A 16725-nucleotide genomic window follows, 5' to 3' on the forward strand; every position below is an offset into this window, starting at 1 on the left:
AAACAACTAATGACACGGGACAAATGACTAAAATCCATCATCCCCAATCCAAAATCTAAAACCCTCTCATCCCCAAAAACTATGGCTAAGCGTATCATCTACAACGAAAATGCACGTCGCGCCCTCGAACGCGGTATGGACATTCTGGCCGAAGCAGTGGCCGTAACCCTCGGCCCCAAAGGTCGTAACGTGGTTCTCGAAAAGAAATTCGGAGCTCCTCAGATCGTCAATGACGGTGTTACCATCGCCAAAGAAATCGAACTAGAAGACCACGTAGAAAATACAGGCGTTGCCCTGATCCGTCAAGCAGCTTCCAAAACCAACGACGCAGCAGGCGACGGTACCACAACTGCTACCGTTTTGGCTCACGCAATGGTCAAAGAAGGTCTGCGTAACGTAGCAGCCGGCGCAAATGCGATCGCCCTCAAGCGCGGTGTTGACAAAGCAACCACGTTTTTGGTAGAAAAAATTGCCGAACACGCCAAACAAGTAGAAGATTCCAAAGCCATCGCTCAAGTCGGCTCCATTTCTGCTGGTAACGACGATGAAGTCGGCCAAATGATTGCTAACGCAATGGACAAGGTGGGCAAAGAAGGCGTGATTTCCCTGGAAGAAGGGAAGTCTATGACCACCGAATTGGAAATCACCGAAGGGATGCGCTTCGACAAAGGCTACATTTCTCCCTACTTCGTCACCGACACCGAACGGATGGAAGCGATTCTAGAAGAACCTTTCATCTTGCTGACAGACAAGAAAATTGCTCTGGTACAAGATTTAGTACCCGTGCTCGAACAAGTAGCTCGTTCCGGCCGCCCGCTGTTGATCATTGCAGAAGACATTGAGAAAGAAGCTCTAGCTACCCTCGTTGTCAACAAACTGCGCGGTGTGTTGAACGTCACTGCTGTTAAAGCACCTGGTTTTGGCGATCGACGCAAAGCCATGTTAGAAGATATCGCCGTATTGACCGGCGGTCAACTAATCACCGAAGATGCCGGTTTGAAACTGGAAAACACCAAGCTCGACATGATCGGCAAAGCCCGCCGCATCACCATCACCAAAGACAGCACCACAATTGTTGCCGAAGGTAACGAAGCTGCCGTCAAGTCCCGCTGCGAACAAATTCGCCGTCAAATGGACGAAACCGAATCTTCCTACGACAAAGAGAAGCTGCAAGAACGTTTGGCCAAATTGGCTGGCGGCGTCGCAGTCATCAAAGTTGGCGCGGCTACCGAAACAGAAATGAAGGATCGCAAACTGCGTCTTGAAGATGCGATCAACGCAACTAAAGCTGCTGTCGAAGAAGGAATTGTTCCTGGTGGCGGTACAACTTTGGCTCACCTGACTCCTCAATTGGAAGAGTGGGCTAATGGCAGTCTGACTGGCGAAGAATTGACCGGTGCTTTGATTGTGGCACGGGCTTTGGCTGCTCCTCTGAAGCGGATTGCTGAAAATGCTGGTTTGAATGGCGCTGTGATTGCTGAGCGCGTCAAAGAAAAGCCGTTTAACGTCGGTTTCAACGCAGCGACAAATGAGTTTGTCGATATGTTTGAAGCTGGTATCGTTGACCCTGCGAAGGTGACTCGTTCTGCTCTGCAAAATGCAGCATCTATTGCTGGCATGGTGCTGACAACCGAGTGTATCGTCGTTGACAAGCCTGAACCGAAGGATGGCGCTGCTGCTGCTGGCGCTGGCGGCGGCATGGGCGGCGGCGACTTCGATTACTAAGTCGATCGTTTGATTACTAATAGCTAGTTTGATGGGGCGGGCTTTAGGGCCCGCCCTGTTTGTTATATTTGGGAAGTGCTTTGGCGTTGCACAATTATAGTAGGATTAAAAAATTGAGCTAGTTAGCAAGTAGCAGGTAGATGAATACTCTATTTTTAGATTTGGAGTTTGGGCCAATTTATGGTTCTTTTAGAGGAAACTATTTTCCTACAGAAATTGGTGCCGTGATATATGATGTAGAGCGCCATCAGCTTTTATTTGAGAGTAAAAAATTATCCTATGATGTATTCCTTGTTATCAGGAAAAATATTATCAATGACATTGGTAAAACTGTTGGATTTTCGGAAAGAGTGGCAAACCTTAAAAGAGGAGAGTATCAGAAAGTATTCGATCCGAGCTATCGGTTAGAAAAGTCTGATCAAGTTATAGCAAGAAAGCTACGCTCGCAATGCCTAGATGAATTACGCGAATACATTCACAACCTGTTTAAGATACATCAAGTTGACCAGATTGTATTTTTTGGTGGGAGGGAGGATATCAAGATTTTGAAAATGGCAAAAGTCAATATATCGAATATTCAAGTTATTGACATACAACTTGTTATTGAAAAGGAGATAGGCTATCTCTTCTCTCTTGAGAAAATATCGTTAATTATCGGATTTTATGCTAAAAATAAATGCTTTGGATCAAAGAATTTTAACTATAAATTGCCATTAAAGTATAAAAATGAGATGAAACCTCATTCAGCATTTGGAGATGCTTGCAGAATTTTCATAGTGTGCAAGGAGTTTTGCGCTGTTAAATCAGAGTTGGTGCAGCAATGTAATATGTACTGCGAAATTAATAAAATCCCTAAAGCGAATGTCAATAGGTTAACAAGCTTAAATGTATTGCAATCCCAACCATCTAGCCAATTGAAAGTAACACTCCTGTTAGAAACCCTCTCTTCAGGAAAGGTTTCTGCTTCTATTTTTGAGTTTCCGCAATGTCGAGTTGAAGCAGCAAGTCGAGAAGAAGCAATTACCAAAATTCAAACCACATTTTTAGAAAGACTTAAGCATATTGAAACTCTTTCCTGGGAAGTCCCGATTCAAGCTTCAGAACCCGCCTGGATGCAATAATTTGCGGGTGTGTTTAAAGACGATCCAGATTTTCAGGAAATTATGGACGAGATTCGTGCCGAACGTACCTCTGACGATGACTCTGAAATCGCTCCCTCATACTACCTGTAGAGGTGATTTATAGGATAGTAAGCTAACATGAATCTATCATTTAAAGATTTAAGGTTTATTATAGAAGCCATTGAACATCAAATTAATGCCTATCAAGAACGTTTGCAGGTAATTGAAGATGTAGATGAGGATGAGGCTGCCGATATAGGGAATGATATTAAATTTTTAGAGCTTCTCCTTGCAGACATGACGACAAGTTTAGCTCAGAATACTGGACGGGAAAAGATCGCTTATGAAGAAGCGCTATCTGAATCCCTAGAAGTGACTTTTGCAGAGTGGGAAACTAGCGAGGCGATGACTGCGGAGGAAGCCTGTAAACGGAGCAGAGTAATTTCAGATCAAACTCTCGAATAACTTTGAGAGAAGGCAGCAAAAACTGATCCGCCTAAGTGCATAATCAAAATGTGGCTTTTATTACCTATCACTAACCAGGCACACCATTTATGAAACTTTACCACACTCCCATTTCCCCCAACTCCCGCCGCGTCTGGATCGCCCTCTTAGAAAAAAACCTGGACTTTCAATTAGTAGAAATCCACTTGGACGGCGATCACTTGCAGCCTGAGTTTGTCGCAATAAATCCTTTTCACCGCATCCCTGTTTTGGTCGATGATGACTTCACTGTCGTCGAGTCTCTCGCAATTCTTGACTATCTAGAAACGAAGTATCCCGAACCGGCAATGCTGCCAAAAGAACCGAAAGATTTGGCAGTTGTGAGGATGGTAGAATTGGTCACGGTTAACGAACTTCTACCGCAACTTTACCCCCTAGGCAGTGAAAAACTGGGACGGGGAACTCCCCAACCGCAGGAAATCGAAAAGGCTAAGGAAAAAGTCGATACTGTGCTGACATTCTTTGAAGGCTTGCTGGACGATCGCCCTTTTTTCGCTAGCAACAGTGTCACGTTTGCCGAGTGCGTTGCCGGCACCGTCGTGCCCTTGCTATCTTGGGTTGGTGTGTCCCTAGACGGCTATCCTAAAATTCAAGCTTGGTGCGATCGACTAATGTCGCGTCCCTCATGGCAGCAAACTCAATTCACCGAGGCAGATTTGGCGGCTTTCGCATCTCGGAGACAAAAATTTCTCGCACAATCTGAAGCCTCATGAACGAATCAATTGTGAAGCGATCGCTCTTTTTCCTAGCTGTGTTTACCTGCATCCAAATTCCCATCGCAGCAATGGGGCAGCCCGCCGCCCGATCGAACTACGAAGCAATTAACGCTAAACAGTTCGTTGCCGATCGCAAAATTACCGTCTCCAATCCCAAAGATATCGCAGCAAAACTCTTTAGCAGTGACCAAGAATCTGAAGGCAGAAAAAGCGACCAAATTTCAGTTGAATATCCCACGCGAGAAACAGCCGTAATTGTCCAAACCGTCGTCGGTTTAGCTGACGATTCTGTTGCTGCAATGCGACACCGCATCGAACTCAGACTCAGGCAAAATAAGTGGGAAATTGTCTGGATTGGCCGACAATCGAAGTGTCAACCAAATCGCGGACACCAAGATTGGGCAAGCGGCCGCTGTCAGTAGAAAGGTCGATCGGCTTTTTGCTTAAATTCATTCCTCCCGCGTGCGTTGCGAGGAACCAAGCTAGGACTTGACGCTACTCACGAAAAACAGAGGCACAGAAAGATTCGCTACCGCTGCTTCCCGATAGAAATAAGTTATTCATTCGTAAGCCCCAGAAGCAGTCTGAGCTGGGCGTTGTTCCCCGGCTGCGCGACAATCTTAAAACTATTTTTGGTGTCGATCGCTCTTTTAGTCAAAAAGAGCGATCGAATTCAGAAGTTTACTTGCACATGATCAAATTTCCAGCCGAGATGAATCCGGCCACAGGGGCTGAAATCTCAACCCAATTGCGGTCTTCTCCATTCTTATCTCTCACTAACTGGAAGTTCGGCACAAGCGTTACTTGACCGTTAGCAGCTACGCCACCTTTAACCGCAGCAGTCTTTGAAGGCTCGGTGCGGATAGCTAGACCCCTCGGCGCTACGCGAGGTTCTACTTGGCGGCACAGACTTACGGGACCCGTTGCAGGTGCAGGTGCTGGTGCTGGTGCTGGTGCGGGTGCGGGTGCGGGTGCTGGTGCGGGTGCGGGTGCTGGTGCGGGTGCGGGTGCTGGTGCGGGTGCTGGTGCTGGTGCTGGTGCTGGTGCTGGTGCTGGTGCCGGTGCTGGTGCCGGTGCTGGTGTCGCAGCAGGTGCAGGTGCTGGTGTCGCTGCAGGTGCAGGACTTGGACTCGGTGCTGGTGTCGCAGCAGGTGCCGGTGCTGGTGTCGCTGCAGGTGCTGGTGCCGGTGCCGGTGCTGGACTAGGGGAAGGAGTTTGACTAATTGTGCTGGCTGTCGTGCACGAACCTAAATTAGCCTCATTGTTGGGGTATCCGCTAGCTACATACCCTTTTACGGGAGCGGTAATTGGAATCCAGAGGCGGCCGTCGGAGGCTTTAACAGAAGTAGCGCCTTGGGACAGCGTTACCTGAGTGTTAAGTGGTACACCGCCAACTCTAGGGGATTTGGGGTCTGGACTCTGGCGAACCGTCAAACCTTCTTTGGGAGTGACTTTGCGGCAACTGTTGCCAGCTTGGGCTATTTGAAAAGTGGCGCTATCTTCAAATGAAGTAGTTTCAGCATCCTGACGGGCAGTGGATGTTGATGGGGTGGCAACATTTGCCGCATTTGCTTGCAAACTTCCGGCTGCGATCGCGATCGCGCCCAGCAATGCAGCGGGTTTGTTCCAGTAACTCAAGTTTTTCATCCGTTCAACTCCTCATCTGATCAAAACTATTATCTTTATTGCAGGTCAATATAGCAAAAAAATCGATTTGTCTTCCAGGAAAAAGCTCTACATAACATTTTTTATGGCTGTAAGTCAAGTTTTATCTATATAACTTATTTTTTGCTGAGAGTTAAGCCAACACAAATTAAGCTGCTGCGCCTATAAATTGCTCGTTATGGCAGAGCGTGGGAGGGGGAGAAGACGAGAGGGGGAAAGCGGGGAGAGTGAGGGAGTGCGAAAGTCAACAGTCAAAAGTTAAATGTTAACTATTTAAATGGGTGAGAGTTTACTAGGAATGCAAGTCATTTGTTGTCCGTCAAGATCTTGTCAGATGTTGGTTAAACCATTTAGCTGCCAGTTGTTGCCGTTGAGTAATATTTTTCTGCATTTCCGGTGAATTCTTGGCAGCTTCGACAGCGAGATGGTGCTTGAGATGCTCCAAGATTCTGAGTGACAGGCGATTGGTGCGATCGACCCCATCGTCCTAGTCGGGTGCCGCAAACCGCATACAGTTCTTCGATCTCGCTGGCATAACTCCACTGTCGATCGCACCTTACTTAAAATTGCGGCAAACAGCGCAAATCGCTAGCATTGACCCGCTGGGTGGCCTCAATTTGATAAAATCTTCCAAAACGGAAACCCATCGGCTTTAGACAGGGTGGTGTTTTTGTGGCTAAAGCCGCCGCGCGATCGGTCAACGACAGTGGCGGTCGCTGTTTCCAAACAGTTTTGTTCCTGTGGAGATATTTCCATTAACGATTCTAGTCGCCGCAACGCCGGCTTGTAGTTCCTCGACTTCAGGTGCCCTTGGTTCTGGTTCTTAAGTAAGGAAGTTGGATGGTTTCTTTATATTTACTCGCTGACGCTTTACTTTGCCTGCTGCGGTTCGATCGCCTGTCTGTTTAAAGATACAAGGGGCAGGTTGAGCCAACAAAATAGACAACCAGCACAAAACCTCCGAACAAAACCAGCCCGCTAAAATCAGAAACCAAATATTGGTGCAATTTCTGATTTAATTATATTGATATAGCAACCGCACTCGACGTTTAGGACATTTTTTATTGCTGAAACTAATGAGGTAGGTTCCTTCTGAAGGGGAGCATATTAATGAGAGTAAAAATCATTTTTTTTTAGGGCGAGCGGGAAGCTCGCACGCACAAGAAGAGTAAAAGCACAACTGAGATTCTCTCTTCTTCCTTCTCTCCTAGATAGCTCAAGCTTTCTTCCTCCTGCTATACAATGACCAAAGCGTTAAATATTTTTGCAGTGACCAAAACTACTAACAAAAAAGACGGAAAATCCTCTAAATATCCCTTGGACGGTCTATCTTTAGACGATCGCAATCCCGACTTCATTAAGCTTTTGTTGCCAATCTGGGAATGGCTGTACCGCTACTATTTTCGCGTACAAAGCGACGGCTGGCACCACGTACCAGCGAGCGGAAAAATGCTCGTTGTTGGTTCTCACAACGGGGGAATCGCCGCTCCAGATATGTTTATGTTCCTCTACGAATGGTTCCGCAGGTACGGAACCGAACGCTTGGCCTACGGATTGATGCACCCGACGGTTTGGCAAGTTTCTCCTGATATTGCTAGCATGGCGGTTCAGTGTGGTGCCCTCAAAGCGCATCCGAAAATGGCGATCGCAGCTTTGCGAAAAAATGCCCCTGTTCTCGTCTATCCGGGCGGCGCCCAAGATGTTTTTCGCCCCCATCATTTGCGCCATCAAATCTACTTTGCCGGACGCAAGGGATTTATCAAATTAGCATTGCGAGAAGAAGCGCCAATTATACCAATAATATCCCACGGCGCCCACGATACTTTGATAGTTTTGGGAGATTTGTACGAACAAGTTAAGCAATTGCATGAATGGGGGATGCCGTGGTTGTTGGGCATCGATCCGGTGGTATTTCCGGTGTATTTAGGATTGCCTTGGGGACTGGGTATTGGACCTTTGCCGAACCTGCCTTTACCCGTGCAAATTCGGACTCGCGTCTGCAAACCGATTGTATTTGAGAGGTACGGTTCGGAGGCGGCGCGCGATCGCGATTATGTTGATGCTTGTTTCGATCGAGTTACCGCCCAAATGCAAGAACAATTAGATTGTTTGGTGGGCAATTGAGAATTGCACAAGTTCGATCGACCAAAAAACATTCTTACAGCCCAGAATCCCCGTCGAAAACTCCCTAACGCTTGGGTTGCGAGTGCGGCCAGGACTGATTTTGGTGAAAATTTACCTGAGCAGATTTTTTCCAAAGCAATGACTGAGGTTATGATTATTATTGGCCGAGTTCGATTGCACTTTTCTCCCACTCGCGAGTCTATAATCATAAACTCAGTTGACTGCCATCTATCGCAAGATAGATTTTGCAATAAACTCGGCGGTAATTCCGTAAAGTTATGCAACATCCAACTTAAAGCAGATACCGTCTCAGATGCTGGATGCACTGTCTGGCCTCCAGAGATTATTGAAAGTCAATAGTCTGCAATGATACAGCAAGTAGCAACCGCAAAAGCGATGGCTTTCTTCTCTTCAAATGCCGACTACTTGCCCACCTTAAATATATTCCAACTGGATGCTCCAGAAAGCCCACTTTATCTCGGGATTGCCGCGTTCAGGCTCTACCTTACTAGCAGCCATCCTGCGACAAAACCCCCGGTTTCACGCCGCCATGACTAGCCCCGTGGGGGGTTTAGTAGAGCGAATGTTGGAAGCCATGAGCGAAGACAATGAGTTTTCCACGTTTATTTCGCCTGAACAAAAACGGGCGCTGATTATGAGCATCTTTTCTGCTTACTACCACCCGCAAGTTGATAAAGAAATTGTCTTTGACACCAATCGCCTTTGGTGCAGCAAATTGCCATTAATTCGGGAACTATTTCCTGAAGCGAAAGTCATCTGCTGTGTCAGAAACATCGCTTGGATTATGGACAGCATTGAGCTACTGATTCGGCGTAACGCCTTTGATGTTTCCCGGTTATTTAATAATCCAGCGGAACGGGCTACAGTATACAGTCGCACGGAGGCATTAAGCCAAGGTTCCCGTTTAGTGGGTTATGCTTATAACGCTCTTAAAGAAGCATTTTACAGCGAACAGAGTGCCTCTCTCCTCTTGGTTGATTACGAGCTATTAACCATAAACCCGGCTAAAACCATGTCGTTGATTTATCAATTTCTTGGTGAAGACCATTTTGAGCATGATTTTGATAGTGTTGAATATCAAGAGCCAGAATTTGATAATAAGCTAAAAACACAAGGGTTACATCAGGTGCGTTCTCAAGTCGAGTTTAAACCTAGAAAAACGATTTTACCCCCCGATTTGTTTGAGCGATTTGATGGCTTATCTTTTTGGACAGATGCAACATATAGCCGCGCCAGCGCCATTGTAGCGAAAGCAAAATTAACATAGATTTTTGACGACTATTGATATCTAAGACCAAGCAAAAACTATCAGGTAATCTACCGTGAACAACCAAATTATTTTCGTAGACTCATCCGTACAAGACTATCAAAGCCTTATTCAAAAAGCCGATGCCGCCCAAATTGTCATTTTAAATAACAATTTGAGCGGCATCGAACAAATTACAAACGCCTTAGCCAATCAAAAAGACATAGACGCCGTGCATATCCTTTCTCACGGCAACCAAGGCAGTTTCCAACTCGGTGCCGACGTACTCAATGAGAATGATATAGAAACTTTCAACACTCAGCTAAAACAGTGGGGAAAGGCTCTGACAGAGAACGGAGATATCCTACTTTATGGATGCGATGTAGCCTCTGGAGAAACTGGCAATAATTTTGTCAAGCGATTGAGTGAACTCACAGGTGCAGATGTCGCAGCCTCTAACGACTTGACGGGAAATGCAGCTAAAGGGGGCGACTGGGATTTAGAAATAGTAACGGGCCAGATTGAATCCGCCGTACCGTTTAATCGGCAGGCGATGGAAGATTATGACTATACACTGGCGAATTTTAATGTCACAGTGGCAACCGATGATGGCACGGGCACTGTAGCAGGTACTTTAAGCAAAGCAATTTTAGATGCGAATACCGCAGCCGGAGATGACACAATTACTCTCCAAACAAATGTCACGTTTACGCAAATTCCGAATCAGCTAATCGATAGCAATATCGCTTTTATTGGTGGCGGTTTCACAGTCAGTGGAGATGCCAATAACAGTGGCATCAATGATACGGGTGACGTTCGCCTCTTCTTTGTGAAGTCTGGAACCGTCAGTTTCACCAACATGACCATGAGGGGGGGTCGTGCCCAGGGCGGAGATGGTAGTGGTGGGGGCGCAGGTATGGGGGGTGGCTTGTTTGTTTATAACGGCACAGTCAGCCTGAATTCTGTCACCTTTTCTAATAACTCTGCCATTGGCGGAAAGGGTATCATAGGTCGCACAGGTGGCAGCGCTAATTTTGTGCCTGTCAATCCGGCTAATAATGGTGCCAACCAGACTGGCAGTAACGGCAACGGCAGTAACGGCAACGGCAGCAACGGCAACGGCGGCAACGGCGGCTACCGCGGCAACGGCGGCAACGGCTACGGCGGCAACGGCGGCAACGGCTTCGGCGGCTTCGGCGGCTTCGCCGGCAACGGCAACGGCGGCAACGGCAACGGCGGCTTCGGCGGCTTCGGCGGCAACGGTGGCAACGGCTACGGCGGCATTGGCTACGGCGACAACGGCACCGGAGGCAAAGGCAACGGCGGAGACGGCGGCTTCGGCGGAGGCGGAGGCTACGGCAGAGGCGGTCGCGGCGGCGACCCCAATAAAGGCCGCCCTGACGGTTACGGTGGCTTCGGTCAGGGTCAGGGGGGTCAAGGTGGCTTCGGTGGTGGTGCCGGCTTCGGCCGAGCCGGCACCTCGTTTTACGAAACCAACGGTGGCTTCGGCGGTGGCCACGCCGGTGGCTACGGCGGTGCAGGCATGGGGGGTGCAGTATTCATCCGTCAAGGTACTCTCATCCTTGACAGCACCACATTTACCGACAACACTGCTACAGGCGGTACGGGTTACGACACCTCCCCTCGAGGCCCCGGTCAAGGCAAAGGTGGGGCAATTTTTGCCATGCGTTCTCTTTCCAGCCCCTCTGGCGTCAATCAGGGAATGCCCACCGCGCTACCTACTGTCATGTCATTTGGAGCAACTTTCACCGGCAACACCGCTGCCAACCAAGCTGGCACTCCCGCTGCCAACACCCCCGCCAACGGTGTCGGCAATAACCAAGACAACAACGATGTTTACGGTACGATTTTAGACAACCCCGTCAACCTTTCAGTTAGCAGTAACGCAGGCACAGAAGCAGACACAACCGCCATCACCGTCACCGCCACCGCCTCCAGTGCCGTTACACGCGCTCAAACCGTTGACTTAGGCGTAGCAGGAACAAGTATAACCTCCGGCGACTACAACCTCAGCAGCACAACCATCACCATTCCCAGCGGACAAACTACGGGAACAGTTACATTTACAGTTGTCGATGATGCGTTAATTGAAGGAAACGAAACTGCAACTTTAACCATTAGCAATCCTTCGGCGGGGATAGTGTTGGGAACAAACACTACTCAAAATATTGCGATTACTGACAACGACTTCGCCAACGTCAACCTCTCAGTTAGCAGTAACGCAGGCACAGAAGCAGGAACAACCGCCATCACCGTCACCGCCACCGCTGAGAGTGCCGTTACAAACGCTCAAACCGTTGACTTAGGCGTAGCAGGAACAGGTATAACCTCCGGCGACTACAACCTCAGCGGCACAACCATCACCATTCCCAGCGGACAAACTACGGGAACAGTTACATTTACTGTTGCCGATGATGCGTTAATTGAAGGAAACGAAACTGCAACTTTAACCATTAGCAATCCTTCGGCTGGGATAGTGTTGGGAGCGAACACTACTCAAAATATTGCAATTACTGACAACGACTTCCCTAACGTCAACCTCTCTGTCAGCAGTAACGCAGGCACTGAAGCAGACAAAAACACCATCACCGTCACCGCCACCGCTGAGAGTGCCGTTACAGGCGCTCAAACCGTTGACTTAGGCGTAGCAGGAACAGGTATAACCTCCGACGACTATCTCAGCGGCACAACCATCACCATTCCCAGCGGACAAACTACGGGAACAGTTACATTTACTGTTGTCGATGATGCGTTAATTGAAGGAAGCGAAACAGCAACTCTAACTATCAGCAATCCTTCGGCGGGGATAGTGTTGGGAACAAACACTACTCAAAATATTGCGATTACTGACAACGACTTCCCCACCGTCAACCTCTCAGTTACTCCCACGACCGGCACCGAAGCCGGAACAACCAGCATCACCGTCACCGCTACAGCCGCCGCACCTGTAGTCGGCAACCAAACAGTTAACCTCGCCTTAACTGGAGTGGCCACCGCCGCCGACTTCACCGGCACAATTCCCACCCAAATTACCATCGCCAATGGGGAAACCAGCGGACAAGTCACCTTCACCATTACCGACGACCAAATCGACGAAATTGATGAAACTGCCAACCTAACTATTAGCAATCCATCGGCAGGCATTCAATTAGGAACTACTACCACAGGTAGTTTCACCATCACCGACAACGACACCGCTGGCTTTCAAATCCTCCCGATTAGCGGCAATACCAACGAATTCGGTGGCCAAGCCACGTTTGACATCCGCTTAACCAGCCAGCCCACCGCCGATGTCATCCTTGGCTTAACCAGCAACAACCCAGCAGAAGGCACGGTTTTACCCCCTAACCTCACCTTTAATTCCACCAATTGGAACGCTTACCAAACCGTCAGCGTCACCGGCGTAGACGATTTAGTGGCTGACGGTGATATTGCCTACAAAATTATCACCGCCCCCGACACCACCACCGCCGACACAAACTATAACAATCTCAACCCAGCAGATGTCACTGTCACCAACACAGACAACGACACTCCAGGCGTTACCGTCACTCAATCTGCTGGCAGTACCGAAGTAACAGAAGGGGGAATTACAGATACTTATACCCTACAATTGAACACCCTCCCCACGAGCAATGTTGACATTACCGTGACGGCGGATGCTCAAGCAGAAGTTAGCCTAGATGGAACGAATTTTGCCACCACGCAAACTCTAACCTTCACAAATGTTAATGGCCAAACTCCTCAAACTGTCACTGTCCGTGCTGTTGATGACACGGTACCGGAAAACAACCATATCGGTGCACTAACCCACGCTATTACCAACAGTACAGATCCCAATTATCCAACAACATTGGCGATCGGTTCTGTGAATCCACAGATTACCGATAACGATATTACTTACAGCGTCGTTGGCAGTACCGCCACTGTGAATGAGGGAAATAGCGGTAGTCAACTAATAAGTTTCACCGTTACTCGCACCGGAGAAACGAACCAAAGTAGCAGCATTGATTTTAGTTTTGGGGGAACAGCAACCACTGGCGTCGATTACAATAACGCCGTTGTTACCGGAACCGGAGTCACTGCTACTGGCAGTACAATTAGTTTTGCTGCCAATGCTACCATAGCAACAATCGCGGTGGCCATTGTGGGCGATCGAATTGTGGAACCCAACGAAGCCCTAGCACTCACTTTAAGCAACGCCACTGCCCCTGGGACTGCTAATATTATCGGTTCTCCAGTCAACACCACGATTCAAAATGATGATACTGCGGGAATTTCTATCAATCCGACTGCCGGATTAACAACCACAGAAGCGGGGGGTACGGCTACTTTTACGGTAGTTCTAGATAGCCAGCCTACAGCAGATGTCAGCATCGCGATGACATCTGATAATACGGCTGAAGGTACTGTAGATAAACCGAGTTTAACCTTCACGAATGCTAACTGGAATACTCCCCAAACCGTCACTGTCACGGGAATAGATGAATCAGTAGTAGATGGGAATGTTGCTTACAACATTGTCACTGCTGCTACCAGTACCGATACTAATTACAGCGGTGTTAATGCTACGGATGTCGCAGTCACTAATACTGACAACGACAGCAAAGGCATCACCGTCACTCCTACCAGCGGTTTAACAACTACAGAAGCGGGGGGAACAGCTACTTTTACGGTAGTTCTAGATAGCCAGCCTACAGCAGATGTGACTATTGGGACGACTTCAAATAATACGGCTGAAGGTACTGTAGATAAACCGAGTTTAACTTTCACGTCGGCTAACTGGAATACTCCCCAAACCGTCACTGTCACGGGAATAGATGAGAGTGTAGTAGATGGGAATGTTGCTTACAACATTGTCACCGCTGCCGCTACCAGTACCGACACTAATTACAACGCAGTTAATCCAACAGATGTCGCGGTGACTAATACCGATAATGACGTAACTCTCGTACCAGAAATTCAAGTCATAGACGGGACAACAGATATAGTTGATGGTACTACAAGTGCTCTCGACTTTGGCAGCGTCATAGTTGGCACGACTCTCAACAAAACCTTTACCATCACAAATCTCGGTACAGCAGTTTTAAACCTCAGCAACCTTACCTTACCAACCGGATTTAGCCTAGTCGGAACCTTACCTGCAACTGTAGCCGCCGGCGCGAGTGCTAATTTCCCAATTCAAGTAGATACGACAGTAGCAGGAAATAAAACAGGTACGCTGCAACTTGTCAATGATGATAGTGACGAAAATCCCTTTGATTTCCCCATAGCGGCCACAGTCACAGCCACACCATTACCAGAAATTCAAGTATTAGACGGAACAACGGATATTGTTGATGGTACTGCAAGTGATCTCGACTTTGGTAGTGCAACGATTGGCGGAACTCTCACCAAAACCTTTACCGTCAAAAATCTCGGTACAGCAGTTTTAAACCTTAGCAACCCTATCCTACCAAATGGATTTAGCAGTGTCGGAACCTTACCTGCAACTATCGCCGCCGGCGCGAGTGCAAATGTGCAAGTTCAAGTCGATACAGCCACCGCCGGAAATCACACAGGTACGTTGCAATTTGTCAATAATGACAGTGATGAAAATCCCTTCAACTTCCCGATTTCAGCATCAGTCACAGCAACAGCAACTCCCGAAATCCAAGTATTAGACGGAACAACGGATATTGCTGATGGTAGTACAAGTGATCTCGACTTTGGTAGTGCAACGATTGGCACGACTCTCAACAAAACCTTTACCGTCAAAAATCTCGGTACAGCAGTTTTAAACCTCAGCAACCTTACCTTACCAACCGGATTTAGCCTAGTCGGAACCTTACCTGCAACTGTAGCCGCCGGCGCGAGTGCTAATTTGCTTCTTCAAGTAGATACCACAGCAGCAGGAAATAAAACAGGTACGCTGCAATTTGTCAATAATGATAGTGACGAAAATCCCTTTGATTTCCCAATAGCGGCCACAGTCACAACCACACCATTACCAGAAATTCAAGTTTTAGACGGGACAACAGATATAGCTGATGGTACTGCAAGTGATCTCGACTTTGGTAGTGCAACGATTGGCACGACTCTCAACAAAACCTTTACCGTCAAAAATCTCGGTACAGCAGTTTTAAACCTCAGCAACCTTACCTTACCAACCGGATTTAGCCTAGTCGGAACCTTACCTGCAACTGTGGCAGCCGGCGCGAGTGCTAATTTGCTTCTTCAAGTAGATACCACAGCAGCAGGAAATAAAACAGGTACGCTGCAATTTGTCAATGATGATAGTGACGAAAATCCCTTTGATTTCCCAATAGCGGCCACAGTCACAACCACACCAACTCCAACCCCGACACCTGCACCCGTACCCACGCCAACACCTGCACCCGTAACCACGCCAACTCCAGCACCAACCACGCCGACACCTGCACCCGTACCCACGCCAACACCTGCACCCGTATTCACGCCGACTCCAGCACCCGTACCGACTCCAACACCAGCACCCGTACCCACGCCGACTCCAGCACCCGTACCGACTCCAACACCAGTACCCACGCCGACTCCAGCACCCGTACCCACGCCTACGCCTGTTAACATTCCGGATACAGAGTGCATTTGCGATAAAATTGAGTATCCCAATCTCAACAAACCCAACGAACAAATTGATAATATTATCAATGGTCGTCCCGGTCTTCTAATTGGTACTCCCAGAAAGGACGCATATTTTGGCAGCAACAGTCCCAATATCTTTGATGCTTTAACTGGCAACGACAACCTATTTGGTGGCGAATTTAAGGATATCTTCAACGGCAATGAAGACAATGACTTCATTGACGGCAACAAAGGAGACGACCTCTTATTTGGTGGCAAAGGAAACGACTTCCTTCTTGGTGGTTTTGGTGAAGATATTATCTTTGGTAATGAGGGCAACGATGCAATTAACGGCAAAGAAGATAATGACTTAATCTTTGGCAATCGAGGTAATGATTTTATCGACGGTGGCAAAGGAAACGATATCCTATTGGGCGGAAAAGCTCAGGATTTAATTCTAGGCAGCGAAGGCAATGATACTCTCTTCGGACAACTCGCAGACGATACTTTGTGCGGCGGTGCAGGAGATGACTTCCTCAGCGGCAACGAGAATAAGGACTTAATCGACGGCTGCGAAGGAAACGATACAATTTACGGCGGTGAAGATAATGATACCTTACTCGGCTGCGTTGGCGATGATTTCTTGTCGGGAGATTTAGGGGATGACAGCCTGATCGGAGGTTTGGGCAACGATACTTTTGTCTTAGGTGTCGATCGCGGATTCGATATTATCTCTGATTTTGTCAAAGGTCAGGACTTCATCGGATTGTCGGGAGGTCTGACTTTTAACCAGTTAGAAATAACTCAAAACAATAATAGCGCGCTGATTAAATTAAAGGGAAGTAGAGAAGTAATTGCTTCGTTAACCGGAGTCACCGCCAGCCTAATTGCTGTCAACGATTTCCGAACATTTTGATCTCATGTCCGCTAAAATAACAGTTATAAATTTGTAGTAAACACGTGCTTCCTCATAAAAGTATGAGGACTTCAACCCTCACTA

Annotated in this window: 10 protein-coding genes; 8 read left to right on the forward strand and 2 right to left on the reverse strand. The window is 47.9% G+C overall.

The features are described 5' to 3' along the window. Nucleotides 1-81: 81 nt before the first annotated feature. The 5 genes from groL to QUA62_RS14965 all read left to right on the forward strand — a co-directional run bounded on the left by groL (nt 82) and on the right by QUA62_RS14965 (nt 4488). The gene (gene groL, locus QUA62_RS14945; protein WP_190663847.1) at nt 82-1725 is read left to right on the forward strand and encodes a chaperonin GroEL; all 1644 of its coding nucleotides are present in this window, start codon (nt 82-84) and stop codon (nt 1723-1725) included. 140 nt (nt 1726-1865) lie between these two features. Then, nucleotides 1866-2846: a hypothetical protein gene (locus QUA62_RS14950; protein ID WP_333405028.1), complete on the forward strand. Its 981-nt coding sequence runs from the start codon at nt 1866-1868 to the stop codon at nt 2844-2846. Between the two features lie 138 nt (nt 2847-2984). After that, nucleotides 2985-3311 (forward strand): hypothetical protein, encoded by a 327-nt coding sequence (locus QUA62_RS14955; protein WP_333405030.1) that lies wholly within the window; start codon nt 2985-2987, stop codon nt 3309-3311. Nucleotides 3312-3400: 89 nt separating this feature from the next. Next, nucleotides 3401-4063 carry a glutathione S-transferase family protein gene (locus QUA62_RS14960; protein ID WP_333405032.1) on the forward strand — a complete coding sequence of 221 codons (663 nt, stop codon included), beginning with the start codon at nt 3401-3403 and terminating at the stop codon, nt 4061-4063. Continuing rightward, nucleotides 4060-4488 (forward strand): hypothetical protein, encoded by a 429-nt coding sequence (locus tag QUA62_RS14965; RefSeq protein WP_333405034.1) that lies wholly within the window; start codon nt 4060-4062, stop codon nt 4486-4488. The genes QUA62_RS14960 and QUA62_RS14965 overlap by 4 nt, the downstream gene beginning before the upstream one ends. Nucleotides 4489-4747: 259 nt before the next feature. Here QUA62_RS14965 and QUA62_RS14970 read toward each other — a convergent pair whose 3' ends face one another. Continuing rightward, nucleotides 4748-5713, reverse strand: a complete 966-nt coding sequence (locus QUA62_RS14970) for an SH3 domain-containing protein (protein WP_333405036.1) — start codon at nt 5711-5713, stop codon at nt 4748-4750. A 630-nt stretch (nt 5714-6343) separates the two neighbouring features. Then, nucleotides 6344-6487 carry a hypothetical protein gene (locus tag QUA62_RS14975; protein ID WP_333405038.1) on the reverse strand — a complete coding sequence of 48 codons (144 nt, stop codon included), beginning with the start codon at nt 6485-6487 and terminating at the stop codon, nt 6344-6346. A gap of 486 nt (nt 6488-6973) precedes the next feature. Here QUA62_RS14975 and QUA62_RS14980 point away from each other — a divergent pair, with 486 nt between their 5' ends. The 3 genes from QUA62_RS14980 to QUA62_RS14990 all read left to right on the forward strand — a co-directional run bounded on the left by QUA62_RS14980 (nt 6974) and on the right by QUA62_RS14990 (nt 16641). Further along, nucleotides 6974-7855 carry a glycerol acyltransferase gene (locus QUA62_RS14980; RefSeq protein WP_333405040.1) on the forward strand — a complete coding sequence of 294 codons (882 nt, stop codon included), beginning with the start codon at nt 6974-6976 and terminating at the stop codon, nt 7853-7855. A 454-nt stretch (nt 7856-8309) separates the two neighbouring features. Next, on the forward strand, nt 8310-9143 hold the full coding sequence (locus QUA62_RS14985) for a sulfotransferase (RefSeq protein WP_333405042.1): 834 nt from the start codon (nt 8310-8312) through the stop codon (nt 9141-9143). Between the two features lie 55 nt (nt 9144-9198). Then, entirely contained in the window at nt 9199-16641 is a 7443-nt protein-coding gene (locus tag QUA62_RS14990; protein WP_333405044.1) for a DUF4347 domain-containing protein, read from the forward strand. Nucleotides 16642-16725: the final 84 nt, after the last annotated feature.

Origin of the sequence: Microcoleus sp. MON1_C1 (genome assembly GCF_036701945.1) — a bacterium.
In the GTDB taxonomy this organism is placed as follows: Bacteria; Cyanobacteriota; Cyanobacteriia; order Cyanobacteriales; family Microcoleaceae; genus Microcoleus.

Coding starts and splice junctions, on each gene's coding strand:
- groL (WP_190663847.1), top strand. CDS start 82: ATGGCTAAGCGTATCATCTACAACGAAAATGCACGTCGCGCCCTCGAA.
- QUA62_RS14950 (WP_333405028.1), top strand. CDS start 1,866: ATGAATACTCTATTTTTAGATTTGGAGTTTGGGCCAATTTATGGTTCT.
- QUA62_RS14955 (WP_333405030.1), top strand. CDS start 2,985: ATGAATCTATCATTTAAAGATTTAAGGTTTATTATAGAAGCCATTGAA.
- QUA62_RS14960 (WP_333405032.1), top strand. CDS start 3,401: ATGAAACTTTACCACACTCCCATTTCCCCCAACTCCCGCCGCGTCTGG.
- QUA62_RS14965 (WP_333405034.1), top strand. CDS start 4,060: ATGAACGAATCAATTGTGAAGCGATCGCTCTTTTTCCTAGCTGTGTTT.
- QUA62_RS14970 (WP_333405036.1), bottom strand. CDS start 5,713: ATGAAAAACTTGAGTTACTGGAACAAACCCGCTGCATTGCTGGGCGCG.
- QUA62_RS14975 (WP_333405038.1), bottom strand. CDS start 6,487: ATGGAAATATCTCCACAGGAACAAAACTGTTTGGAAACAGCGACCGCC.
- QUA62_RS14980 (WP_333405040.1), top strand. CDS start 6,974: ATGACCAAAGCGTTAAATATTTTTGCAGTGACCAAAACTACTAACAAA.
- QUA62_RS14985 (WP_333405042.1), top strand. CDS start 8,310: ATGCTCCAGAAAGCCCACTTTATCTCGGGATTGCCGCGTTCAGGCTCT.